We start from the raw sequence: 25,698 nt of genomic DNA, 5'->3' as shown, positions 1-25,698 counted from the left end.
TGAATAATTGAATAAGGCGATCGCTTGACTTTTAATATATTTGCTACAGAGTTTAAGTTTTTTGACTACAACAATAAAATTAAGGAAAACATTGAGGTATTGACTCAAATATGAGTACTTTGCCAGAAATCGAAGCTGCTATCCAACAATTACCGGAAAATGATATTCGTCAACTAGCTGCTTGGCTGGAAGAATATTTAGAACAAATGTGGGATAAACAAATCGAAACTGATTTGGTATCGGGAAAATTAGATAAATTAATCGCGAAAGCTGAAGCCGATATTGCAGCAAACATAGCATTATAACTGTAGGGGCACGGCATCCATCATTGGTGTCAACTTAACGTGAAACCCTCTTGGCGACAACGTTCTGCCCTCACCCCCAGCCCCTCTCCCACCAGGAGAGGGGAGCAAGAGATTTAATTCCCCTTCTCCTGGGGGAGAAGGGGTGAGGGGATGAGGGCGAGGGTTTTTGTACAACACGCGCCGTATATAGCTTTTAGCTTAAGTTGACACCAATGGGCATCTATAATCTTGTGCTACAGACAATAATATTACTGGTGCCGTGCCCTTGCTCCTAAATATTCGCTTGCTGGCGTTGATAAAGTGACCAGTACAACCCCTTTTGCTGCAACAATTGCGGATGGGTACCACGTTCTGCAATTACCCCTTGTTCCATCACCAAAATCAAATCCGCACGTTTGAGGGGAGCGAATCGATGGGCGATGAGAAACACGGTACGGTTGGCGGAAATTTTTTGCAGGTTTTGCAGTACTTGCTGTTCGGTTTCGCTATCTAAGGCGCTGGTGGCTTCATCCAAAATTAAAATCGGTGCTGAGGAAAGGAACAACCGCGCTAGGGCTATGCGTTGTCTCTGTCCCCCCGATAAGGCTGTACCCCTCTCGCCCACGTTGGTTTCGTAACCGTAGGGTAATTGACTGATGAAGTCATGGGCTACGGCTAGCCTAGCGGCTTCTACTACTTGCTCGGCGGTAATATCGGGGTTGCCAAGGGTGATATTTTCTAAGATGGAACCGTTAAATAAAAAGTCTTCTTGTAAAACAACACCAATTTGTTGTCGTAGTGAAGCTAAATCGGCACTTTTGATATCAAAACCATCGATTAAAATGCGTCCTGATTCTATTGAATATAGACGTTGCAGTAATTTTGAAAGGGTACTTTTACCAGAACCACTACGCCCAACAATCCCAACAAATTGTCCGGGTTCAACATTAAAAGAAATGCCTCGTAATACTGGTTCTGTACTGGCTTGATAACGGAAAAATACTTGCTCAAAAGTGATTTGTCCGTTGAGTGCTGGTAATACTAAGCCCGTCCCTGGTTCTGCTTCGGGTGCAACGTTGAGAATATCACCAATTCTATCTACAGAAAGCAGAACTTGTTGCAGATGTTGCCACAACTGCACTAGGCGTAACAATGGCCCGGTGACTCTTCCTGATAACATTTGAAAAGCTACCAATTGACCAATTGTAAGTTGATGGTCGATAACTAATTTTGCCCCAAACCAAAGAATTAATAAAGTAGAAAAATTGGTGAGAAAGTCACCCAAATTGCTGCTGATGTTAGAGGTAGTAGAGGCTTTAAAACTGGTGCGAATGAAGCGCGCAAATAAACCTTCCCAGCGATCGCGGGCTACTGGTTCGGCTGCATGGGCTTTAACTGAATGTATCCCAGTAACTGTCTCTACTAAAAAGGATTGACTATCAGCGCTGCGGTTAAAGGTTTCGTTCAGCCAACCCCGCAAAATTGGTGTTGCCACGATGGTTAATGTGGCAAATAATGGCAATACTGCCAAAGCTACAAAGGTGAGGGGAATATTGTAATAGAACATCAATGCTAAATACACCACAGCAAAGATGCTATCCAAAATTACCGTTAAGGCTGTACCTGTGAGGAATTGGCGGATTTGTTCGAGTTCTTGAACTCTCGCTACTGTGTCCCCAACGCGCCGCGATTCAAAATAAGCTAAAGGCAAACGCATTAAGTGACGAAATAACTGCGCCGATAAACTTAAATCTAAACGTCGGGCGGTATGGGTGAAGATAAATAAACGCAGTATACCGAGTACAGCTTCAAATATTGCTACCAATAAAAGTGCGATCGCCATGACATCGAGAGTCGGTAAACTCTCTTGCACCATGACTTTATCAATCACAACTTGGGTAATTAGCGGTGTCGTTAACCCCAACAGCTGCAATGTCAAAGACGCAAGCAAAACTTCGCCTAATAATCCGCGATATTTCCAAACTGCGGGAGTAAACCAACTCAGGTTAAATTTTTCTTGCTGAGAAATCAGTTCTACTGTCCACATTTGCCCATCCCAAGCTGCTTCTACCACAGATTGGGGGAGACTTTCACAAGTGCGATCGCTATTGAGGGGATTAGCGATAATTAAGCGATCGCCTTTGACTCCATAGGCTACCACCCAGCTAGGACTTTCTTGCGCGCCAGCATTCCACTGTATCAAAGCCGGAAAGGACAAGGCGCGTAAATCAGTCCAATTGACTTGCAATCGCTGCAACACTAACCCTAACTTTTCTGCTGCTTCCACAACATTTTTCGGGCGTTGTCCCCGCAGTTGGCGTTGTACCCATTCCAGCTTCACAGCATGATCCAAATGCTGCGCCACCATCGTTAAACAAGCTGCGGCTGTATTCCAGCTAGCGACAAATGGATAGTTATAGGTGGGGATTAGGGATTGGGGATTGGGGACTGGGGACTGGGGACTGGGGATTGGGGATTGGTGACTGGGGATTGGGGATTGGTGACTAGGAACTGAAGAAGTGATAATTTCCCCCTGCTCCTCTACTTCCCTGCTCCCTGCTCCCTGCTCCCTGCTCCCCTGCTCATCTTGTACGCCTTGAAAGAAGCTTTCCATTTGTGGCGTAGAAACTTCTTTCCATAATGCTGTTTCCCAACAGACTACAATGACTTCTTTACTAGCAGCTACAGCTTTGCACTCTACAGCTAGATTTTGTAAGTCACCAAACCAATCACCTGCTTGCAAAGCAGCTAATGGCTTGCCAATATTTTCTTCACGCAAGCGCACTTTACCAGTAACAAGAAAAAACTGATAACCTCCAATAGTATTTGACCAAATTTTTTCACCAAGACGATAGCGACGAATTTCTGAGTGATTTTGTAATCGAGTTTGTTGTTCAGGAGTCAGCCAGCATAGAGGTGGTTGATTCCAGGGTACAGAAGCTAGCACGTTTATTCGTAAAGATTGATTATCCAGAAGTTTTATTTCACTTGTAATTTGACTGTCAGCTTTTGAATTTTCTCTGCTAGCCATTTTTCAAACAACTCATTTTGTAGCACTTGCTTTAGTTGAGTATCTTCTAAAGAAGCTGGCAGAAATTGTTCTAATCGAAACAAACCATAACGTTCTTCTAGTTCTATTGGCCCAATCAATTCTCCGGGAATTGCTGCATCAATTGCGGCTCTGATTTTATCTGGTAATGTTCCCCGACTAATTGGCCCCATCATGCCGTTAACAATGCGATCTTCTGCTAAGGAATATTCTTTAGCTAGTTGCTCAAAACTACCTCCCTCTTCAATTTGAGTTAGTAGTTCTTCGCAAAGCTCGCGATTATCAACAAAAATCCTCGATAGTACCACCCGATCTAAATAAATTTTTCGCTCAATGAAATACTCTGGTAGTTTCGGTTCTGTAACTAAAGCTTTCAGTTTTTCTAACTTAAAGTTGTAGGCAGCTGATGCATGAAAGGTTGCGTAATCTGTGCCATTTTTCTTTAACCATTCCTGAAAAATTTGGGGGTCTGTGAGTTGATTTTTGAGACGAAAATCAATAATTGTCTGTTCAGTTAAAGCCGGATTGATATCAATATCGTCTCTAGTATTGATTTCTTGTTCAATCACGTACTGGCGAATAATATCGCCAATAAACTGCGACAATTTGCCAGAGGCTTGGAGATATTTTACTGCTTGTTCAATAGAAATAGATTGCTGATCAACAGTTAAAAATGATAAAGATTCCATAAAGCAATCCTGAGAGGAAAAATTAAATTTTTTATACTATTACAACCACAAGTATCTATAAATAGCCATATAATTAGTTATTCAAATAAATATCGTTAATCTTTAAATTAAAACGTTTTAGTAAATCATTTTTGTTAATTGCTAATAGTTTTCTAGTAGAAGGGAATTGCTAAATTTAGCTTTTACCTATCTACGAAACATTTATATATTGAGATTTCAGAGCGAGAATTAAGCCATCACACTAGCCCAGGTAAAGGCAATTAACATAGCAGCGATCGCACCAATCAAGGTATTGATAATATTGACCAATTCATTGGTGAGCCAAGTATATTGAGATTGCAGCGTTGCGCCAATGACGCTTTCTAAACTGGTAGCAATCAAAGCTGCGATCGCACACCAAACTACGCCTGCAAAATCGATTAAACCAACACCCCAACCCACAAAGGCGATCGCAATGGAAGCGACAACCCCAGCTAAGGTTCCTTCTAAACTCACTGCGCCTTCGGTTCCGCGAGGTACTGGTTGCAGTGTGGTAATCAAAAAGGTTCGTTTACCGTATGCTTTACCTACCTCACTCGCACAAGTGTCAGAAAGTTTGGTACTAAAACTCGCCACATAGCCCAAAACCAATAGAGATTTGAGACTAGCGACTACAGACTGGGGAAGAGAAAAGAATCCTGCACTTAACGTTCCGATTCCTAAAGCACACAGCGCCGCAATCAACGCCGAACCCCAGACATTTTCCGGGCCTCTAGCCCCAGAACGCTTTTCTGCAATCCCTTCAGCTTCCTTTTGGGCTATCCCAATGCGCGTTACCCCAGAACCTACTAAAAAATAAAACGCTACTACTAGATACCCTTGCCAACCTAATGTTCCCCAAATAATTACGCCTAATACCCAAGCGTGGAATATTCCTGCTGGAGTCAGCAGCTTTTTGGGAGCAATCCAAACTAAAGCCAACAAAATGGCATTCAATCCGACTCCCACCAACCAAGGATTTGCAGAATCAAAGAAAGAGAGCATTAGCAATATATGACAATTAGTGTGGCCCGAATATCAACAGAATAGCGAATTTCTCACTTTGCTGCTGGTTCTTCTCCACCCTATGTCCAAGAATTACAGAAATTCTCCACTCTTTCCGGATAAAGCTAGGGATTCAAAATATTAATTTTGATGATCAAATTATTTTTTAGTCAGCATTTCAATCTCGATTTTCCGCACTGAGATTGCTGAATACGTACTAAAATTCACTTGTTAGAGGCTACTTATAAAGTAGAGTGTGTTAGGCACTGATTTCCAATATAATTTGTCACGAAATAACTATCCTAGCGCCTAACGCAAAGCCGGATGGATGGTGAATTAATTATACCATTTTGCAAAAAACGCAACAGATTGGTAGGGAACATCCACAATCTTTCGGTATATCAAATTATCTTACTGGTGCCGTGCCCTATAAAGGGTTTGTTTTTCGTCAACATTATTTGAATTGTTATTCGTATAATTAATCATTTCAGTAAATCTTAAGTAGGGTGTGTTACGGCTATGAAAGGATTTGGGACACAGAGACAATGGAATTTAGCCGTAACGCACCGCCGCGTGGATGATGCGTTAGGCGCTAGGATAGTTCTTTGGTGACAAATCATCTTGTAAACCAGCGCCTAACACATCCTACGATAATTTTATTTTTACTTTATAAATAACCTCTTATTCGTATAATTAATAATTTCAGCATAAATTATATATAGTAATAACAACTACTCGTGTTCTAGGCAAAAGCTATGAGCGCTACTTTATTTCATCTTGCTTTCCCTGTAACTAATATTGCCGAAACTAAAGCATATTATGTTGATGGTTTAGGCTGTATTCCTGGCCGGGAAAATCCCCATGCTTTGATACTTAATTTATATGGTCATCAATTAGTAGCTCACGTTACTAAAGAACCATTAACACCACAACGCGGTATTTATCCTAGACACTTTGGGCTAGTTTTTACAGCCGAACAAGACTGGCAAGATTTATTAGAAAAGGCACAAAAGCAAAAACTACTATTTAGGGAAGAAGCGAAATATCGTTTTGTTGGTTTGCCTTTAGAACATCGTACTTTCTTTTTAGAAGATCCCTTTTATAACTTAATGGAGTTTAAATATTACTGTCACCCAGAGGCGATTTTTGAAAGTTCTCAGTATACGCAAATTGGGGATAGGGTTTAATTGGTTCTGTTAAGGTTTCTGCTACTACTTTTAAACACCTAGCATCGGTCAACATCCAAGGGTGTAATCCCACAGGTAAAACTACCTCTCGTCCTACTGGCATTTGTGAACTCTTGGCTGGGACAATCATCAAATCATAGGGAGTCCAGATTGATGTAAAATTAATCGCCTCCAACATTGCGACATCAGAATTCAAATCATTGAGCAAAGCACTGTTGGGGCGCATTTGCACGCAACCAGGTCGCAGAGAACCATAAGCAATCACCGTACCATGATGGGGCGACGCAATTGTAATAAAACGCTGTACGCGGTTAATTCCCCCAAGCCTTTGGATATAGTAACGGCTGACAATTCCTCCCATACTGAAAGCAACTAAATCTAGTGGTTGTTCTGGGGGAAATTCTTTGGCGACATAATCTGCTACCTGCTGCGCTAACTTATCTAAACCGACTGCACCATTATTAGGCACTAAATCTAAAGCATATACAGACCAACCCTGTTGTTTTAAATATTTCCCCATACGGTAGAAAACTGCGCCTGTGTCATCAATACCATGTATTAACAACAAGGGATTGCGCTGCTGGTTGTTAGTAGTTATCTCCATATCTTTGCTTAATCACTTCTGTAGAAAATCTAACTAGTCTGCGTCTGATTGACAAAGAAAATATGACAGTAGTTTCACTGGTTAACAGCTAGCCACTACATTAGAATTACTAATGGTATGGAGTAGATAACAAAATGTTAATTTTTGTTACGCTGACTTTCAGAATCTTGCCCTCAGTTACAGTAAAATTTAATAATTAATTTTCAGTGTATGCATTGTACGCAGGCTGCAGGTGCTTGTACAAATCAGTCGAAAACACTTGCCCTGTATTATTATTACAATGTTGATTAAGTAGAAGCCTATATTGGTTGTCATCTAGAATAAGATGACGAAAAGTAAAAAAAACGTAAAATAATGTCGTAATTTTTAACAATTACGGTAGGGATTACAGATTTAAAAGGCAGGGAGAGATTGTAATGGATTTTATCAAAAAGTTGATTGCAGGGATTGTCAGTTTTATTACTGGACTATTACCAGGTAAAAATAAAAAAAGCAATGGTTACTACTTGGAACTTGATGAATCTAAGGAAGCAAAGCCAGTAGCTGCTGTTAAAGAAGCAGCTAAAGAAGTTGCAGATAATGCTAAAAAAGCAGCCGAAACAGCTGTAGATAATACCAAGAAAGCAGCCGAAACAGTTGCAGATAATGCCAAAAAAGTAGCTGAAACAGTCACATCACAAGCTCCAGCACCATCATTGAACGGCACAAAAACTGCGGCATCGAAATCATCATCTAAGAAAAAATCAGCTAAAGAACCAAAACCTGCTGATGTTGCTCTAGTACAAACTGCTGAAGGCTTGAAAATTGAACCTGGTAAAAATGACAAAGCTGTATCAGCCAAAGTAGTTAAAGAACAACCAAAAGAAACTACTTTTGCACCCAAATATGTTGCTGCTGGCGCTGGTAGTTCCAACGGTCGCCGTCGTCCAGGAGCTAACATGAGTGTTTATTTAGATATGGCACGTCAAGTAAAAACTCCTGGCTAAGTTGATTTAGGCAGAGGGCTTTTTAGATTTTGAATTTTCAATCGAAAAATTTACAGGACTTACGCAACTGGCACAGTTATCTTCTGGCATAAGAGTCAAGGGTCAAGGGTCAAAAATTTAGGTTTTTTGGACTATTGACATTTGACCCTGGACAAACCTACACGAAAAAAATATGACACTTGCGTAAGTCCTAATTTAATATCCAAAATCTAAAATTCCCTCAGATGTGAAAATACCAACCCACTATATAAATGAAATGCTGAGTCCCAATTGGTCTTATCCCTCCGAAATAGGAGAACGTGAGACTGAATGTTACTCAGCATTTCTGTATGGTCTAATATTGTCTCAGCAAAGTGTGTAAAATCTGACCATACTTTGACTTGAGGGATTTGCTGTCCCAGCCATTCTTGTAAAAGATTCCAATTAATTTTGATAGTATTTTGGTTAGGGTGAGTAGCGATTTCTAGCCCTTGTTGGAATTGATAGCTTTGATCGGAAAGGCGCAAAATGCAACGCCTACCAGGTAGGTGTAAATCGCAAAATTCGGCATAGTCTTGGGTTTGAGTTTTACGCTCTAGTTTACGTTGCGCGTCAACATCTACAACTTGTTCAAAAATCGGTAACATTCCCGACACCCGTGCTTTCACCTCTGACCAGTTAAAGGTTAAAGAACCAAGTTGACTGGTTTGATTACGACAAACAACAGTAGTATCAGCCGCAGATTCTGCAAAATAATTGACTTGAAATACTTGTATCTGCTTAATTTCCGTAATTGTTGCCCAAAAGCAGGGAATACCAACCGCTTGTAATTGTGTGCCGTAAAATTTCAGTTCTCCGATTTGTCCAGTGCGATATAACTTCCAGCCGCGACTCGGCAAAGTTAACCTGGCAGTATAGGTGTCAATTTGCCATATTTGAGCAAATTTCGGTGCTGCTTCAGCTTTTAATTCGTTGCTGAGAGGTTCTAAGACGAGTACGCCTAGTTCAGTCTCGCTAGGTTCTGTGGTCGCCTGAATAATAGCCCTTTGTCTAACTTCTTGCTCAATTTCTTGGATTCGCTGCAAACCCTGACGCGCTTGCGTCAAGATTTTACTATTGGTTGTACTTCGTAGTAGTTGCCGATAAATTTTTTCCGCATTCTCGTACTTTTTCGAGACTTCATGCAGCCTTCCTAGATAAAATTGCACCCAAGGATTTTCTGGTGATTCTTTTAACAGCTGTTGGATTAATTTAGCTGCGGTGCTATAGTCTTTACGTTCAAAGGCCGTGGCAACTTGTTCAATCATCACTTTGTTTACATCCACGCGAAAAGAATGTCTCGCGCCTACCCTGCGGTAACGGCTGGGCTAAATGCATGAGATATACATCATTTATACTTCAAACGCTGCGGAAACTAGTGATAAAGCAACTACTGGCGCTGTGACTGCTCGTAAAATTCTCCGCCCAAGGGAAACTGGTTGAAATCCCGCCGCGATCGCACTCTCAATTTCTTGTTGTGTCCATCCACCTTCTGGGCCTATAGCTATAACTAGTTCTTGGTCATTTGTCATTTGTCCTTGGTGTTGCAAGCAATTTTTGAGGTGAGGTAAATTTCCTCGCGCTTCACAGATATATCTGTGGCTGTTTGCAAAAGATAAACTACTGCTAAAAGCCACAGCTTCTAAAATTGTCGGTATAAAAGCGCGCTCTGATTGTTCCGCAGCTTCCGCCGCAATCCGCCGCCAGCGTTCGAGTTTTTGGGGGCTGGGTTGTAGTAAAGTGCGATCGCTCAATATGGGGGCAATAGTTGTGACTCCCAACTCTGTGCAACACCTGACGACTTCATCAAAGCCGCTACCTTTAGGTAAAGCCACCATCAGAGTAATTGATACAGGTAACTCAGTTTCCACCACCAAGGCTTCTAAAACCTGCCCTTGCTCCCCTACTAGCTGCGTTAACCACCATTTACCCTTACCATCCATCGCAATAAAGCGATCGCCCTCACGCAACCGTAAAACCCTTGCTAGATAGTGTTGTTGTTCTTTGGTGAGTGAAATTTCCCCTGCTTGGAGTTGAGAGGGTGCGATCGCAATTCTTTGTAGTTGAGACATGATAACAATTCGTAATTCGTAATTTTTACGAACCGCAGAGGCACAGAGAACACAGAGTTAAAGAGAACTTATAAATAAAAATAAACGCCGATAATCTATCTGTATCATCGGCGTTCACCTGCATACCCTACGGGAAGCCGCAGAGCGTCTATATCAGCGGTTAAAATTGCTAACTAGTACATCACGGCGTAAATAGCGCAAAGTTGGCGGTGTCGGTTTCCGTCCCGCCAAACTTTGTAAGAGAAACAGACAATTCAAAATCAACAAAAAGCCTACTCTGTCTTAATTTTGAATTTTGAATTTTGCGGAAAGTTGCGTGCGGTGAACCACTTGCGGTGGACGGGTTTCCCGGCATAAGCAAAGTGGTGAACCCGGAGGGGGGTTCCCCCCGTTGAGCAAACTTTCCTTGGCGTAGCCTCTCCCTTTGGGAGAAGACGAATTTTGAATTCCGCCTTGCGGTACTAGTCCCTACTTCTCAAGGTTCTGGAAATAAGCTTCTAGCGCCTCATGCACCAATTCGGTCATCGGCCTACCTTGGCTAGCTGCAGCAGCTTTCAGCTTGTCATACACCTCATGTTGCAAACTCACGCGACGGCGAGTCTTATAGGTGGCAATGGTGGTATTTGCGATCGCCACTTCTTGTCCTTCGCTTTCTGCGGTTCTGGAGTCGGCTATGGCTTCAACTAAACCATCACTATCGTCTGTAATGTCTGAGGTAGCAACAGCTTGAGTTGTGTAATTAGCTGCAAATTCGCGGATGGCATCAAAACCGACGCGATCGCAAAAATCGCCAAAGCTTTCTTCTGCTGTTTTCGCTTGCTTGAAGTAAACAAAAATCGGCTCTAGCTGGGTTTCTATGTCGTTATGGTGCAACCTTTCCATGTAAGGCTGCGCTAACCGCGTTTGATTGGGCGAACCGCCTAACCATACTTGATAGCTTTCCGGCGCACTTCCGACAAAAGCCAATTCCGCCATGTAAGGACGAGCGCAACCATTAGGACAGCCTGTCATCCTTACCACAAATTCTTCATTTTGTAAACCAACTTTATCCAAAACTGTGCCAATCCGTTCTAAAATCCCAGGAATTGCACGTTCTGATTCGGTAATAGCCAAGCCGCAAGTTGGTAAAGCTGGGCAAGCCATTGCCAGCCTTTCTAAGCGGGCAATTTTGCTGGGGTCGGAGATGACACCGCGACGGTCAAGAAGGTCTTGAATCGCGGCTTTATCTGCTGGTGCAATTTCGTAGAAAATCAGGTTTTGGTGAGCTGTAAGGCGAATGGGCAGGTTAAATTGCTCAACAATTTCTCGTAAAGCAGTTTTCAGTTGAAACGAACCTTCGTCTTTTACCCGACCATTATCAATGGAAAGCCCGAAGAACAGCTTGCCATCGCCTTGTTCATGCCATCCTAGGAAGTCATGATATTTAAATTCTGGCAGTTCCTTAGAGGGAGCGATCGCTTTGCCAAAATATTCTTCTACTTTGGCGCGGAACTTCTCTACACCCCAATCGTGCAGTAAATATTTTAATCGGGCGTGGCGGCGGTCAGTGCGATCGCCATAATCTCTTTGGGTGGCAACAATTGCTTTGACTATTTCGTAAACATCTGCTTTATCTACGTAGCCAATGGGATCTGCCAGCCTAGCAAAGGTTTCTTCTTTGTTATGTGTTCTTCCTAAGCCACCACCAGCAAATACGTTAAATCCTTCAAGTTCACCTTTTTCATTAGTAATCACGACTAAGGTGAGGTCTTGGGAATATAAATCAATCGAATTATCCCCCGGCACTGTCACGCTAACTTTAAATTTGCGTGGCATATAGTAGGTGCCATATATGGGTTCTTCAGTATTGCTGATGAGTGTCCCATTCGTATCGCGTTGTCGCGCGGCTTTGACTTCTGGGCTTTCTTCTGCACTAATTGCCTTTTCACCATCTAGCCAAATTTCGTAATAAGCACCAGTTTGGGGCGACAATAAGTCAGCAACATTTTGGGCATATTCCCAAGCGTACTGGTATTCTGGGCGATTCTTCCAAGGAACTGGCGGTGCCATGACGTTGCGGTTAATATCGCCACAAGCGCCCAAAGTGGAACCGAGATTTTTCACAATAGTAGCGATCGCAGTTTTGAGATTCTTCTTTAAAATCCCATGTAACTGGAACCCTTGACGGGTAGTCGCTCGCAACGTGTGGTTACCATATTCATCAGATAGCTTATCTAAAGCTAGATATAGCTGCGGCGGTACTAAACCACCAGGATTTTTTGTCCGCAGCATAAACTGGTAATCTTTCTCCTGCCCCTTGACGCGATTATCACGGTTATCTTGTTGATAAGACCCGTGAAACTTCAGTAACTGCACTGCGTCTTCGCTAAAGTGAGTCGTATCCTGAAGTACTTCGGTGGCTACAGGTTCACGCAAAAAATTACTATTTTCCTTGATTCCTTCGACTTTGGAAGGCTTACGGCTTGCTATCGGGGAAGGAGGAGATTTAACCATTAGAGTTGTAGACTATTCTGAATAAGGCATCAGTAGAGGCCGAAGTTGCAAATTTAAAAGCATCTATTCGGCAAGATGATCCCCGGATATCCGGTCGAAATTATGGGGAATATTTAATTTTAACATAGCAAAAAGCTGGCTTTGTCAGTGATGTAACACTTCACAAAACCAGCATACATATATTTCGGTAATCAGGGAACCAGTAAAAAATAGTGATTTCCCTGGGTCTCAATATTTGTTCACTTCAGGGAATCAGAGGAATTTTTCCCTTCTCCTTTCACCTTTTCCTCTTGCTCTCTATAGTTTGTTATCTAAAGCGATAACCCAGACCACCTTGGATACTAACAGCAGAAGCAGGGCTATTTTGGTAAGTCTTCATACCTACGGTAGCATTACTGTAGATCAAAAAGTTTTTAGCAACTTCCGACTCTACACCAGCAGTTAGCGCTACTCCATCTCTGTCACCAAGGGGAGTTTGTTTACCATTAGCTTCGACAAAAGAATAACCAGCACCTAAAAAGACGTTAGTTCCTTTAGCAATTGGTGCGTCTACGGAAACTTGAGGGATGATTGCTGTCGTCTGATCGCTAAAGAGGATTTGTGTACGTGCAGAAAATGGAGTGGGGCCCAATTTTAAACGTCCGCTAACGTTACCACCAAATTGAGCATCCTGACCAACTTGTCCGCCATTAGTTACACCACCTGCAACACCCGCACCGATATAGCTAGCATCAGTACCTTTTTGTGTTTGTGCAGATGCTTGTCCAGCATTTAAAAAAAGCGGAGCTACTACTAAAGAAGACAATGCAGAAATTGTCACAAAAGATTTAACAATACCTTTCATAATCTTGCCCAAAAATCGTGAATTATGCTGATAAATTATTAGTCGCAAACTCACAAGAAATGTTCCTATTATTTGGCAATTTATATTTAATCATTGTTGCTATTGATGCATATAACTTTAGTCATGGTATTCATTTAATTTTTATATAAAATAGTTATAATTACAAAACATTTTGCCTCTTTCCGGGACTTTTCCCAAAAGATAGACGGTTTTTCAACTGGCACAATAATTAGCAATACAAATTATCTAATCGAGGTGGCTCGACTAACCTATTACCTGATAAATAGGTTATTTTTACAGAGAATGAAATCATCGGTTGTAGCAGCTATTGCAACAAGCTCTAGAGGGAATATATAAAGTAAAGTTTTGGGAGCTTCGATGGAGACTAAACAATGCTAACCGCTGCAAAAACATTGTCTGGTTTGATGGGTTTATGTGTCGGTGATGCGTTGGGTGTGCCGGTGGAGTTTACCAGCCGCGCCGAACGGGTGCAATCTCCAGTTACCAAGATGTTGGGTTATGGCACATGGAATCAACCGCCGGGAACTTGGTCAGATGATAGTTCTTTGACGTTTTGTTTGGCAGAAACTCTTTGTCGCGGGTATTCCTTAGATGCTATAGCCAATTCCTTCTGGCGCTGGTACAAGCAAGCTTACTGGACTCCCCGTGGTGAACTCTTTGATATTGGACATACCACCCATGCCGCGATTATGCGCTTAAAGCAGGGTATTTTGCCCCGGGAAGCAGGGGGAAAAATCGAAAATACCAATGGCAATGGTTCACTGATGAGAATCCTGCCAATGGCTTATTGTCACAAGATACTCACCTTCAGCGAATTAATCGCGCGGGTACATGATGTTTCTGCAATTACCCATGCCCATGCGCGATCGCTAATGGCTTGTGGTATTTATATCACTATTGCTGTTGCTTTACTTGAAGGGGCTGACCCGCAAACGGCTTATTTGCAAAGCTTACACAAGCTGGAGCCAATTTACTCACAGCGCGAATATTTATTAGAGAAACACCATTTTGCCCGAATCTACAGTGGCACAATTGCTCAGTTACCAGTAGAAGAGATTAATTCTGGTGGCTATGTGATTGATACCCTAGAAGCTTCACTGTGGTGCTTCTTAAATAGTTCTTCCTACTCACAAGCGGTATTGACAGCAGTTAACTTAGGCGGAGATACAGACACCACCGCCGCCGTTACTGGTGGGTTAGCAGGAATTTACTATGGGGTAGAAAATATCCCCCAAGCATGGATTAACCAAATCGCCCGCAAGCAGGACATTATTAACTTAGCTACCCGCTTTGCGGCTGCTGTTTACAGCTAGGGGATAGAATCAAGAGCCGTAGAGACGCGATTAATCGCGTCTTTAAAAGAGACGGAGAGACGCGATTAATCGCGTCTGTACAAGAGTAATTTTCTCCTTCATCTCTCATATCCCAATCCCCAATCCCCAGTCCCCAGTCCCCAGTCCCCAGTCCCCAGTCCCCAGTCCCCAGTCCCCAGTCCCCACTACACCGGAGATAAAGAATACACCTGACCATCAATCAATAGCCGCGTAATACCTTTAGCTTGAAGATGAGTCCTAGCCTTTTGCAGCATTTTACTATCAGGGACTTTAATCACGCGATCGCGCTTAGTGGAAAAGCGCTTGGCTACGCGGTGATTATCGAATATTGGTAGTGTTCTTTGCTGGGTTTCTAAGCTGGGAATTTGCCCCAAATCGCCAAAGTCTTTCAACGGTCGAGTAATCAATTCTGATGACCTGTCGATGACCAAATAGCAGGTTTTGGGCAAGTGCGCTGACGACAAGGGTAAAACTTGGACTGGTGCTTCACCTGGTCTGCGCCTTGTGACTAGAGGTCTTGATTCCTCAAAATCATATTCCTCATCGTCATCCTCGAAGTCATCATCTTCTAAATCGTCGTCTAAATCGTCCAAATCTTCAGACTCATCTAGCAAGTCTTCGCCTAGCATTTGAGCTAAAACGTTGGCTTCTGGACGTTCGTCCTCTAACAATGGGCTAGAAATACTTGCAGGTTCTTGCCGCTTGGGAGTGGGAAGAATGGGCATTTCCGGCGGTTTAGGGCTGGGAATGCTGACGATTTCAGGTAATTTTTTGGTGGGTAAAATCTCTAGCTGCTCTGCTGCTGGAGGCTCTAGTGTTCCTTCTGCAGAAGAGCGTCGCCGTACCCGCCTGATAGGAGGAGCTATATCCCGACTATCCCTGTCCTCAGACTTCGCTACTACTGGTTCTGGCTCAACTTTCGGCAACTCTACAGGGCGACTTTCTGCGTGAGGAATGTCTATTTCTGGCTGTGGTTTACTCAACAGTGGTAACTGTTCATAGTTTACCTGCGCTCTACCCTCGGGAGTTCTCGCCGCACGTTTTAAAGAAACGAGGTATTCATACTCGTCTTCTGGTAACGTACTTTTGAGCAGGCGGCTAATTGTCGAGTTACTAACGTCATAGCGCTCTGCCAAAGTTGAGGTGGTTTCGGCAGTCTCTCGATATAACTTAAGAATTTCTTGTTTGTCAGAATCTGTTAATTTTCTCACGGTAGACACCAAAAATCTTTTTTATGCTCGTTTGCGTCCGCGTTCCCGCCGCGAGCGGCTCAATGATGCCTCATATTCGAGAGCAGCGCCCATACCAAATAAAACTCCACTAAAAACCCAAAACACTTCTAATATTTCTCCACTTTGATAATTGGGACCTTGGGCGTATTTAAACCACATATCTGCAATGTATAGCGAAAACGCTGCGGCTGCAATCATTCTCCAAGACTGGGCAACTTTTCCTCCCCAAAAAGCTAAGAGCAAGGTAGTAGCAATAATGAGAATAGCTACATCGCTAACGATGTAAAACCAATTCAATACCGTGCCTAGCAAATCCAGAGGTTTTGGCTGTTGCAGAGAAATCCACCAAGCTAACAAACTGCCAAACACGCCAATAGCTAAGACAACTAGCCATTGCCATTTTTCGAGATTGATTCGCCTGTGAGCCGCTGCTAAAATCATGCCTGTACCAAGACACAGATACGTTACTACAAAAAACACATCACCAATAGAAACATCCGGTTCTTCTTTTAAGATTATTTCCGTATAACCGAAAAATATCCCCCCCAGGAAATAAGACAGCATACCTATGCCAATAGCGAGCCAAACATTTCGACCACTGACAATTTTTTGGCTACGCCAATTCCTCAAGCATAAGATACCGGCACCCAGGTAAGCTAACGCTTCAAAAATATTTGTACCAATTACATACCATTCAGCACGACTTTCTACGCCATCTGCACCCGGGACTTTAGCACTAAACAATAAAAAGTATAACAGTGCTAGTACAGCCCAGCCAATGCTCGCTAAGACTATATTTCCTGTATTGAAAATAGATTTAGAACGCTGGGAGCTTTCGTAAGAACTACTCATAATATGACTTGATTATGTAAACACACTTTGGCAGGATTTTGACTTATATAACTGTGTGAGAAGCTTTTGTACTGAAAATTAACTAGTACAGCATGGTGGAAATAGAACTCGTAAGAGTAGCTGTCTAGTATCTACAAAACAGCCAAAAAGCTCAAAATCTAGGCTTTTGAATGCCAATTACTACAACGCGGCGCACCCGCACCAAGCAATGGCTACTTTTGACTTCCGCACAGATGTACTAGTCAATTGCTCTACCAAACGATGCATAATTAAATGCCAAGAGCAACTATCCTTGGCAATATTTTTCCCACTTTGTTAATGCTATTGCCACAGTTTACTCATTGGAGATTGATTTAGCCAACTAATAAACATCGATCGCTCTCCTTCGGGTAGATCTTGTAAGCGATCAACCACTGGATGAGCGAAGTTAGCATTACCAAAATAGGTTTTTCCTAGCTTATGGAGTTCTTGTAACAGAGTAATTACATGATTTTCTTGCCAAGAAGGCAGACTGGTCGTATCCAGTGGATCTTCATTGAGCAAATATTTTACGGCTTCTGGCGAAGATGCTTGTGGTAATTGCTTCTGCCGCAATACTTCCGTAATATCTTTTTCAAATAAAGCTGCTTGTTTAGAACCTAAAAAATCTTCTATTTCTAGATAGACAGCTTGCAGCAGCAAAATACTAGCTTGGATAAACACTCCTGTCTTGCTGTGGACATCCGTATCAGAACCTAGCTGGTCTAAACGGATTTTTCCCCAAATGCTATAGCGGTCTGGTTCTTCCAACAAGACACAGGCTTTACCTCGCCCGTCTGTTAATTCTCTCCACAAGGCTCTGGCTTCTTCCTCTTGACTAGCTTTAAAAACACTAATCAAGCGGAAAGTTTGCCCCTGATAGTGGAGGACTGGCATTGGCTGCTCTCGCTTAGGGTGCGGAATGCTTGATATTTCTACATCCTGCCGTTTGAGAATAAACATGGCACTAGCAAATAACTCCTCTCAGGGGCGTTCTCAATATGCGATCTATAATCTGATTTCAAGGCATCGCCAAGAGTGCGATTACCTAACGTACAGTAGGGGTCAGCCTCGCGATCGCCAGAGGTTGCTCTACAGTAATTCGCCCAAAGGTGATTTACGCCAATACCCAAATAACCCATTGACCACACAATATATTGAATAAATAGTCCATTTACTTCGTTTAAAGTTGTAGATTGACTAACTAGCGACTAGCATCTTAGCCTTGCTACTAGCAAATCTGCAATTTTCAATTGCCTATTGCTAGAGAAAACGATATAATTGGAGAGATGACTCGTTAAAGAGCCACAGTATTATGTTGGGCGCGTAGCTCAGTGGATAGAGCCACGGATTTCTAATCCGTTGGTCGCAGGTTCGAACCCTGCCGCGCTCGTTTTAAATTACAATGCCAAAGTTTTGGCATTACCAAAATAACCTACTTTTTCCAAGGTAGCTTTGTACCCATCTCAGTTAATGCCGAGAAAAATAGATATAAGATAATCAGACCAGCAGTAATCAAAAATAAAACAATATCGTTATTCATTTTCCGTCTTTGAACTCCAAAAGATAAATTTTCTCCATTCCTCTAGGCGATCAAACCTTTCCTAGCTGCTGTTTGCGTCTCTGTCCTCCACAATATGAGATGCTGTTTTATGACAACCCCCTAAAGGAGTATTTTGTTAAAAATTTAGCAATTTTTGGTATCGGTAATCAATGCAGCGAGAGCCTGAATAATCAGTAAATAGAGAACACTTATACTTAAATATCCGTGTTTAAATGACTTTTTGTAACGCTTTTTGTAACTGACCCCCTGAGAGCAGGCTGCTGTGTAACACTGGAAATGGAGAGTTAATTCGGCGACCGCGTTTGTTTTTATTATTGATAGGCTTTTTCCTTGTGGTATTCACAAACTTTTCTCCGAAATCTAAATCTCTACACCGTTTTGATTTTGGAGACGACTTATGTCAGTTTATGTAGGCAATCTTTCCTACGAAGTTACAGAAGAGAGTTTGAATGCTGTATTTGCAGAATATGGTTCTGTAAAGCGCGTTCAGCTGCCTACTGATCGTGAAACAGGTCGTTTACGCGGCTTTGGTTTTGTAGAGATGAGTTCCGACGCTGAAGAAGCAGCTGCCATTGAAGCACTTGATGGTGCTGAATGGATGGGACGTGACCTGAAAGTCAATAAGGCTAAACCAAAGGAAAATAGAGGCGGTTCCTTTGGCGGTAACCGTGGTGGTGGCTACGGCGGTGGTTCTCGTAATCGCTATTAAGCTACTGTTTTGACATCACAACATACAGGTTTATTTGTTTTTAAATAAGTCTATATAGATTTTGGCTGAGGCTCAGGCAAGATGCTTGAGCCTTTTTGCTATATACTGCTCGGTTAAGGATTTTCAAATCGGAATTTAGTTTGGGGAAAAGGTTAAAGGGTAAGGGTTAAAGGTTTTTTCTTACCCCTTTTGCCCTTAACCGACAAGTATTGAAATGTGTATAAGTTATAGATGAATCTTTGATTTCTGAGCAGCAATTTTAAGCCAATATGATTTCAGCACGGACAACACCAGCGCGTTCATGACGGGCTAAAAGTTGAACTTTGCTACCCGCAGATCCACGCACAACCCATTTAACCTTGGCGCGGTCTTGGGTTGGATCACTCTGTCTCCTCGTCGGATATGAAGGTTTATAGGCACGTCCCTCTAGTTGTCCTAATTCTTCGCGGAGTTTGCCTGTGATTAAAGTTACGCTATCAGGTAATTGAATTTCACAAATACAGCCTTTGACAAGCTTTTTCTCTAGGGCTTTTTGGGTAATGTAGGTAGGTAGCCAACCTGTATTTTGTACTACTAACTCTACTTGATATATGTCATTACCTAAATTATGGACATTAGTTTGATAAATCTCCAAGCGGGGGGAGATTAATAGATGCCAAACTAACCAATCAGGAAAAAGGGCTATCTCTCGTTCTAAAAACTCTGGAGGTGGATTCACCCAAGCATACATAGTATTCCAACCACCTAATTCTACTTGACCTAGTTGGGGATGGTCGAAAGCATACCAATCTACATAACCTTTGCCTGAGAGTTGTTCGTCATTCCAGCGCAACAACTTGAGTTCATCTTCTAAAGAGTGTTCGCGTTGCCATTCGACGTGTTGATAATCTTTAATTCCCGCTTGGTTTTGGGGACTCCAGACTTCTACCGTCCAAGCAAATATCCCCCGTTCATCATAGGCCCAGTCATCGAAAGTCCCGGAGATGAAATCTTTGGGGTCATAGCGAAAATCATGAAAAGCAGAAATTGCTGGGTATGTAGTAAAATCTGCACCTTTTTGACCAATATACTGATAAGTACGGAGGTCATTAACTGGGAATTCATCATCACTGTGATAGCTAAAAGGTCTGATGATGACACCGCCAAAAGTATGGAAAGATACAGCCCCAGTGATATTAGGATGGTTCGTGATAAATTGGACAAGCGATCGCACTTCTGTTTCTGATGCTGGATAAGGGCCCGCCCCTAGCTGCTGAAATTCTTGCCGCCACATCACCGGAAAATTACGATTTAAGTCTAACCCCTGTTGCGGAGGCTGAATATTAATCTGCACTCCATCATAATTTTCTATACTTCCTTCCGGCAAAACTCGGTAATATTGACCGCCTATTTCTGTGGGTTCACGGCGCATTAATAACCGGGGTTCACTAGGGCAGATTTTCCATGCGCCATTAGCATCAGGAATACGCATAAGTAAAATCCGACCATCGCCATCGATGTCTTCCATGATTAAGCCATCATTGCTTTCCCTACCTTCAGGATAGGGACGGGTAGCAGAACGAATAAATTTTGGTTTGTCAGCCAAAGCCCACTCTGCACCATCAGGGTTAACACGGGGGCAAATATAAAAGGTGCGGCTGTCCAAACAACGAGTAATATCTGCCTGAGTGCCGTAAGCTGTAACTAATGTTTGCAGCAGATACAGGCAGACAATTGAGGGCGCTAATTCCGTAGCGTGGATATTGCCATCAACCCATAAAGCAGGTTTTTCGGCATCTGTTCCTGTAGTGAAATTGGTAACAGTCAGCAGCCAAATGTCCCGATTTTCATAACTCTTGCCGATGCTTTCAATGCGTACCAAGTGAGGAAATTCTTCAGCATAACTATGCAAGATATTGGTCAATTCTGCGTAACGATAATACTTGTTAAACCGCACATCTGGCATAACTGCCCTCTCATGCGCCAGGTGAACATCCTTTACAATACCATTGGCTGGTAATAGGTAATGGGTAAAAACTTTGTCGCAATTCCCAATTAGCAATTACCTATTACCAAATTCCAACACTATATCTACGTTAACTAGCAACTTCGGTTATTATGGCTTATCCCCAACGCATAGAACCCTTACCTGGACAAGAATCGGTGTGGGATTATCCCCGTCCACCGCGCCTTGAGGATACAAGTAAACATATTCAAATTATTTTTAATGGGGTAACAATTGTAGACACGCACTCAGCCAAGCGTGTGTTAGAAACTAGCCATCCCCCGGTTTACTATATCCCACCTGCGGATATCAAAATGGAATACCTGTTGCTGACACCACAATCTAGCTTTTGTGAATGGAAAGGAAGTGCAGGTTATTACACTCTGCGTGTTGGTGACAAAGAAGTTAAAAATGCTGCCTGGTTCTATCCTAATCCCACACCAGCTTTTGCATCTATCAAAGATTATGTAGCTTTTTATGCTCATATAATGGATGCTTGCTATGTCGATGGCGAAAAAGTACAACCACAACCAGGTAACTTTTACGGCGGTTGGATTACAAGCGATATTGTTGGGCCTTTTAAAGGTATTCCTGGTAGTTGGGGATGGTGAATCAATTTTGGATTTTGGATTTTAGATTTTAGATTGTTTCCAAGGGTGAACAAATGCTGTGTTTTCAATTAACAATTTTGTTTTGAATATGGGGATTTTAAATTGATTCTATGTAGCTTGCTTCTGGCGCAGCGACTCTAAATTTTAGAGGACACTGTCAATATTAAATCTCAATCCAAAATCCAAAATCTAAAATCTAAAATTCGGTGGCTACTGCTGCCGCTTGGTGCGATATGGCCTAATGAGCAAACTGACTCCAGTTGCCCAGGCAATTGAAGCTGTCCAGCCGGCTAAAATATCGCTGGGATAGTGGACTCCCAAATATAGGCGTGTCCAGCCAATTGCTAAGACAAATATACCTCCAACAATCAGAACAAATAGACTCCAACGGCTTCCCCAGGTGAGAATTACTAAGGCTACCACCAAAGTCATACTTGACATAGCATGACCGCTAGGAAATCCGTAGTCAAACTCTGGGGCTGGTGATTCCCACAGATGGGGGCGTACTCGATGCAACAGTACTTTTGCAGTGCGATTAATGATGATGCTTCCCAGCAGAGTGGTGAGGAGGTACGCAAGTTTACGCCATTTTCTACGGATAAACAAAGCCAATGCGATCGCACTAGCAACTGGAAATACACCCCAGAATACCCCCAATTTGGTCAGTGTGGAAGCAAAAGTATCTAGTTGCGGTTGGGCTGTTGAGTGTATTGCTAACAAGATAGGTACATCCCAAGCAAAGCCACCTTCCTTTTCCCAAACTTCTTCGGCTAATTCTCCAAAGATTTGTAGCGGTAAAAATACGCCGATGAACAAGATAACGAGTGCAGCACGGCGCTTAATAACCAGATGCCACAAAAAAGTTAGGAAAGACTTTGAGTATCGCCAAAAAGCAGAGTTAAACATTGCGTTTGTCAGATTAACTTGAAAATTGGTGTAGTAATCTGGAAGCTACGACCAATTGAAAACTAAGCTTTAACTCTGATAATATAAGCTTTCTCAACTCTCACCTGGGTTGAAGTAGCGATCGCTGCTGCTTTATTCACTTCCATAACTTCATCAATTCAGTTCAATAAATGCCATATTCCTGAAAAAACACAGATAACATAGACTTCCGTATAATTGCTAGTTAGTTTAAATAAATATTTCCCTATTTCCCTCATGAAAGTAGAAGTGGTACCGCATGACTCAACATGGAGTGTCAAATTTGAGGAGGAAGCCAAGCGAATTGCTCTAGCACTTGGTGACAATATAGTAGCAATTCACCATATTGGTAGCACCTCAATTCCCAATATCTATGCCAAACCGATTATTGATCTGTTGGTTCAAGTGAAAGACCTTGCTAAGTTAGATCAGCAATGTTCAGCGATGATTGCATTAGGTTATGAAGCTATGGGTGAGTTTGGCTTACCAGGTCGTCGTTTCTTTCGCAGGGATAATAAAGCAGGTACAAGGACGCATCACGTTCACATTTTTGAGTTTGACGTTGCTGAAGTCCAAAGACATTTGGCTTTTCGCGATTACATGATTGCACATCCTGATGATGCGCTCAAATACAGTGACTTGAAACGTGAATTAGCCAAGCAATTCCCGCAAGATATCCAAGGATATGTCAATGGGAAAGATGGATTCGTCAAGGAGATGGAAAGAAAAGCTCTAATATGGAAGCGATCGCAACAAACGATAGAGAACTCTTAACTAAAGATAGGATGAAGAGGTTTTTTATTTGGTGTTACTTTGAAGCTTTTGGTTCAAATATTAAGTACGTCCCTCCTAACCCTTCTACTAGTGTGCGCGTATTAGCAACTATCATACTTTGATAAGTTTCTCCCTCAGTTCCCGGCCTTCCCAACCCATCAGCATAAAGTTGTCTTTCGGAAAGTTTGACTGTAGCTTCTTTAGCTACAGACTGAATCACATTAGAATTAATATCTGCTTCTGCAAAAATTGTCGGCACTTTCGCCCGTTCAACATTTTTAGCCAAGTTCTTCACTTGTTTGTTTGTTGGTCTGTCATTGGTGCTAATACCTTCTAAAGTTCCTATTAAGGAAAGACCGTAAGCTTGGGTGTAATAACCAAGTGCATTATGGGTAGTAACTACTGTACGTTTATCATTAGGAATACTGGCAATTCTCGCTTTAACCCAGCGGTCTAATTGGTTGATTTCTTGGGTAATTTTTCTTTTATTACTATTATAATTTCTCGCATTGCTAGGTTCTAATTTACCTAAGTTACTGCTAATTATCTCAACCATTCTGATAGCATACTTAGCATTGTGCCAAATATGCGGGTCGGTAACTATATTGCCATCTTCCCTAAATTTTTGTGGTTTGGGAACAGCAAGCGGGGCAACGGCAATTTTAGGTGCAGCGCTTTTAATTGTTCTAATTTGTCTAATCAGCCTTGGTTCTAAATTGTAGCCGTTATATAAAATCAAATTAGCTTGTTCTAAAGCTTCTCGGTCTTCTGGTTTTGGCTGGTAAATATGCGGGTCTGTACCTGGCGGAATTAAGCAGGTAAGGTTAATAGTAGTTTTAGCAATTTGTCTGGCAAAATCACATATTATACTTGTGGTTGCAACTACTCGCGGTAGATTAGTATTTACTCGAGTGGTGGTTTGAGTTAAGGAAGTACTTGTTGCTTGGTTACCACAGCCAACAAATCCTATTGTCAAAGCGATAAGTGTGGCACGGATATAATTATCTTTTATTACTAATTTTGACATACTATTAAGGTTAGATATTTAAAAATAATTATGAGAATTATTTCATTAAAAAGATGTTTGAAAAAGTCTCATAAGTATCGGAAGGGATGGTTAAATATAAAATTTATCGATGTTGCATCAATTCGGGATGATTTAGCTCACGCAGAGGCGCAAAGCCGCAAAGAGGATAAGAGTTTTAATTTTCCATAATTCAGCAACAGCAATTTATCTTTTGCGGACATAACATAACATATTTGTTTGCTATTTTGCAGCATTCTATCCACATATTATTAACTGTCTGAAGCTGTAAATTCTCTAGTTTCCATAAGATATTGCAGCAGTAACAGCAATGCTAACTCTCAAGCTATGAAACCAGATAGTGCTTTAGCAAAGTATTGAGGTTTACTCATCACGAATAATTGTCAAACCTAAAGATTTGTAAGCAGCTAGCATTTGATTAGATACTGTCGGTGCAGTTACAAGGTAAGTCAGTGCATGAATCGACTCCACTACATAAGGGGCGGCTGTGTCTAATTTTTCTGCGGTGACTAATCCCACTACTTCAGCCGAACCAGCTATCATGGCTCGTTTAACATGGGCTTCATCTAAATTCGGTACACTGATGCCAACTTCCGGATGCAAACTGCACACTCCCAACATGCACAAATCTGCACGAATCATCCGTAAAGACTCAATGGTGACAGTACCGACGTTCACTAAGGCTTTTTTGTAGAGCTTACCACCCAACATTACAACTTCTATATGGGGATGTTCTGCTAAGGCGATCGCAATTGGCGGACTATTGGTGACGACTGTGGCTGGCAAATCTTTTGGTAAATGGCGGGTAACTTGCAGCGTAGTCGTTCCCCCATCTAAAATTACCACCTGTCCCGGACAAACTAATTTAGCTGCAGCAATAGCGATCGCTTCTTTTTCTTTGGGCGCTTGTTTTTGGCGATCGGCGTAACTGGCGGTGGCTGGGGAAGTTAGCAATGCGCCGCCATGTACGCGCTGTAAAAGTCCAGCTTCGGCTAATTCCCGCAAATCCCGCCGAATCGTATCTTCCGAAACCTTGAGAACTGCACTCAGTTCAGTTGACAGCACCTTTTTATCACGACGCAGAATTTCGAGGATGAATTGTCGGCGTTCAGCAGTGAGCATAATTAATTTTCCGGAAGTTGCGTTTTTAATCTTGAAATTGCACGTTTGTGAGTTTATACTTATTGCATACAGTTCAATACAAATAAATCACAAGCATTAGACTCAATCTGATGTCTGCCTAATTGCCAATCAAACAACTCTCCTTGCTCCTGTCGCTCTGAATCCTTACAGAGTAAGCTTTTCGATTGACCAGTGTCAACCTATCGATCAGTATTAAATCGGACTTGATATCACCTCCGGCTGCTTTTTCCTATACCAG

At 42.2% G+C, this 25,698-nt stretch carries 22 protein-coding genes and 1 tRNA gene; 8 read left to right on the top strand and 15 right to left on the bottom strand.

Annotated features, from left to right (window positions below):
- Positions 1-110 precede the first annotated feature (110 nt).
- On the top strand, positions 111-305 hold the full coding sequence (locus tag AACU25_RS00365; protein ID WP_096573395.1) for a hypothetical protein: 195 nt from the start codon (positions 111-113) through the stop codon (positions 303-305).
- A gap of 271 nt (positions 306-576) precedes the next feature.
- Here AACU25_RS00365 and AACU25_RS00360 read toward each other — a convergent pair whose 3' ends face one another.
- The 3 genes from AACU25_RS00360 to AACU25_RS00350 form a co-directional block, all read right to left on the bottom strand.
- Complete coding sequence (locus AACU25_RS00360; protein WP_096573394.1) at positions 577-3,315, bottom strand: type I secretion system permease/ATPase; 2,739 nt, start codon at positions 3,313-3,315, stop codon at positions 577-579.
- Complete coding sequence (locus tag AACU25_RS00355) at positions 3,264-4,022, bottom strand: peptidylprolyl isomerase (protein WP_096573393.1); 759 nt, start codon at positions 4,020-4,022, stop codon at positions 3,264-3,266. Before AACU25_RS00355 ends, AACU25_RS00360 begins: the two co-directional genes overlap by 52 nt.
- Positions 4,023-4,250: 228 nt before the next feature.
- Positions 4,251-5,045 carry a TIGR00297 family protein gene (locus AACU25_RS00350; protein WP_096573392.1) on the bottom strand — a complete coding sequence of 265 codons (795 nt, stop codon included), beginning with the start codon at positions 5,043-5,045 and terminating at the stop codon, positions 4,251-4,253.
- Between the two features lie 755 nt (positions 5,046-5,800).
- On the opposite strand from AACU25_RS00350, the gene AACU25_RS00345 reads away from it, so the two are divergent.
- Positions 5,801-6,232, top strand: coding sequence for a VOC family protein (locus tag AACU25_RS00345; protein ID WP_096573391.1), 432 nt, complete (start codon positions 5,801-5,803; stop codon positions 6,230-6,232).
- Here the strand turns inward: AACU25_RS00345 and AACU25_RS00340 are convergent.
- Positions 6,162-6,830, bottom strand: coding sequence for an alpha/beta fold hydrolase (locus tag AACU25_RS00340; RefSeq protein ID WP_096583399.1), 669 nt, complete (start codon positions 6,828-6,830; stop codon positions 6,162-6,164). The genes AACU25_RS00345 and AACU25_RS00340 overlap by 71 nt on opposite strands.
- 422 nt (positions 6,831-7,252) lie before the next feature.
- Between AACU25_RS00340 and AACU25_RS00335 the strand changes: the two genes are divergently transcribed.
- Positions 7,253-7,822 (top strand): hypothetical protein, encoded by a 570-nt coding sequence (locus AACU25_RS00335; protein WP_096573390.1) that lies wholly within the window; start codon positions 7,253-7,255, stop codon positions 7,820-7,822.
- A gap of 209 nt (positions 7,823-8,031) precedes the next feature.
- Here the strand turns inward: AACU25_RS00335 and AACU25_RS00330 are convergent, their stop codons facing one another.
- The 4 genes from AACU25_RS00330 to AACU25_RS00315 all read right to left on the bottom strand — a co-directional run bounded on the left by AACU25_RS00330 (position 8,032) and on the right by AACU25_RS00315 (position 13,249).
- Positions 8,032-9,108, bottom strand: a complete 1,077-nt coding sequence (locus AACU25_RS00330; RefSeq protein ID WP_096583397.1) for a tetratricopeptide repeat protein — start codon at positions 9,106-9,108, stop codon at positions 8,032-8,034.
- A gap of 84 nt (positions 9,109-9,192) precedes the next feature.
- Complete coding sequence (locus AACU25_RS00325) at positions 9,193-9,912, bottom strand: 16S rRNA (uracil(1498)-N(3))-methyltransferase (RefSeq protein WP_096573389.1); 720 nt, start codon at positions 9,910-9,912, stop codon at positions 9,193-9,195.
- A 468-nt stretch (positions 9,913-10,380) separates the two neighbouring features.
- Positions 10,381-12,405, bottom strand: a complete 2,025-nt coding sequence (gene sir / locus AACU25_RS00320; RefSeq protein WP_096573388.1) for a sulfite reductase, ferredoxin dependent — start codon at positions 12,403-12,405, stop codon at positions 10,381-10,383.
- A gap of 307 nt (positions 12,406-12,712) precedes the next feature.
- Positions 12,713-13,249, bottom strand: coding sequence for a porin family protein (locus AACU25_RS00315; protein WP_096573387.1), 537 nt, complete (start codon positions 13,247-13,249; stop codon positions 12,713-12,715).
- A 392-nt stretch (positions 13,250-13,641) separates the two neighbouring features.
- Here AACU25_RS00315 and AACU25_RS00310 point away from each other — a divergent pair, with 392 nt between their 5' ends.
- Positions 13,642-14,583: an ADP-ribosylglycohydrolase family protein gene (locus AACU25_RS00310; protein ID WP_096573386.1), complete on the top strand. Its 942-nt coding sequence runs from the start codon at positions 13,642-13,644 to the stop codon at positions 14,581-14,583.
- Positions 14,584-14,768: 185 nt separating this feature from the next.
- Here the strand turns inward: AACU25_RS00310 and AACU25_RS00305 are convergent, their stop codons facing one another.
- The 3 genes from AACU25_RS00305 to AACU25_RS00295 all read right to left on the bottom strand — a co-directional run bounded on the left by AACU25_RS00305 (position 14,769) and on the right by AACU25_RS00295 (position 17,669).
- Positions 14,769-15,815 (bottom strand): transposase, encoded by a 1,047-nt coding sequence (locus tag AACU25_RS00305; protein WP_190445940.1) that lies wholly within the window; start codon positions 15,813-15,815, stop codon positions 14,769-14,771.
- Between the two features lie 21 nt (positions 15,816-15,836).
- Entirely contained in the window at positions 15,837-16,688 is an 852-nt protein-coding gene (locus tag AACU25_RS00300) for a hypothetical protein (protein WP_045871990.1), read from the bottom strand.
- Positions 16,689-17,009: 321 nt separating this feature from the next.
- Positions 17,010-17,669 carry an Npun_F0813 family protein gene (locus AACU25_RS00295; RefSeq protein ID WP_045871991.1) on the bottom strand — a complete coding sequence of 220 codons (660 nt, stop codon included), beginning with the start codon at positions 17,667-17,669 and terminating at the stop codon, positions 17,010-17,012.
- 357 nt (positions 17,670-18,026) lie between these two features.
- Here AACU25_RS00295 and AACU25_RS00290 point away from each other — a divergent pair.
- Positions 18,027-18,099: transfer RNA gene (locus AACU25_RS00290), tRNA-Arg, on the top strand.
- A gap of 568 nt (positions 18,100-18,667) precedes the next feature.
- Positions 18,668-18,979 (top strand): RNA recognition motif domain-containing protein, encoded by a 312-nt coding sequence (locus AACU25_RS00285; protein ID WP_045871993.1) that lies wholly within the window; start codon positions 18,668-18,670, stop codon positions 18,977-18,979.
- A 259-nt stretch (positions 18,980-19,238) separates the two neighbouring features.
- Here the strand turns inward: AACU25_RS00285 and AACU25_RS00280 are convergent, their stop codons facing one another.
- Complete coding sequence (locus AACU25_RS00280; RefSeq protein WP_096573381.1) at positions 19,239-20,924, bottom strand: M14 family metallopeptidase; 1,686 nt, start codon at positions 20,922-20,924, stop codon at positions 19,239-19,241.
- Positions 20,925-21,076: 152 nt separating this feature from the next.
- Here AACU25_RS00280 and AACU25_RS00275 point away from each other — a divergent pair, with 152 nt between their 5' ends.
- On the top strand, positions 21,077-21,574 hold the full coding sequence (locus AACU25_RS00275; RefSeq protein ID WP_096573380.1) for a DUF427 domain-containing protein: 498 nt from the start codon (positions 21,077-21,079) through the stop codon (positions 21,572-21,574).
- A gap of 210 nt (positions 21,575-21,784) precedes the next feature.
- Here AACU25_RS00275 and AACU25_RS00270 read toward each other — a convergent pair whose 3' ends face one another.
- Positions 21,785-22,480 carry a phosphatase PAP2 family protein gene (locus AACU25_RS00270; protein ID WP_096573379.1) on the bottom strand — a complete coding sequence of 232 codons (696 nt, stop codon included), beginning with the start codon at positions 22,478-22,480 and terminating at the stop codon, positions 21,785-21,787.
- Between the two features lie 255 nt (positions 22,481-22,735).
- On the opposite strand from AACU25_RS00270, the gene AACU25_RS00265 reads away from it, so the two are divergent.
- Positions 22,736-23,272 (top strand): GrpB family protein, encoded by a 537-nt coding sequence (locus AACU25_RS00265; protein ID WP_096573378.1) that lies wholly within the window; start codon positions 22,736-22,738, stop codon positions 23,270-23,272.
- 34 nt (positions 23,273-23,306) lie between these two features.
- Here the strand turns inward: AACU25_RS00265 and AACU25_RS00260 are convergent, their stop codons facing one another.
- Both AACU25_RS00260 and AACU25_RS00255 read right to left on the bottom strand, forming a co-directional pair.
- Positions 23,307-24,299, bottom strand: a complete 993-nt coding sequence (locus tag AACU25_RS00260) for a metal ABC transporter solute-binding protein, Zn/Mn family (protein WP_096573377.1) — start codon at positions 24,297-24,299, stop codon at positions 23,307-23,309.
- 381 nt (positions 24,300-24,680) lie between these two features.
- The gene (locus AACU25_RS00255; RefSeq protein ID WP_096573376.1) at positions 24,681-25,439 is read right to left on the bottom strand and encodes a DeoR/GlpR family DNA-binding transcription regulator; all 759 of its coding nucleotides are present in this window, start codon (positions 25,437-25,439) and stop codon (positions 24,681-24,683) included.
- Positions 25,440-25,698: the final 259 nt, after the last annotated feature.

The sequence above is a fragment of the Tolypothrix tenuis PCC 7101 genome, assembly GCF_963874875.1.
In the GTDB taxonomy this organism is placed as follows: Bacteria; Cyanobacteriota; Cyanobacteriia; order Cyanobacteriales; family Nostocaceae; genus Aulosira; species Aulosira tenue.
The sequence above is the reverse complement of the archived record's forward strand: the minus strand, read 5'-3'. Positions and strand labels throughout refer to the sequence as shown.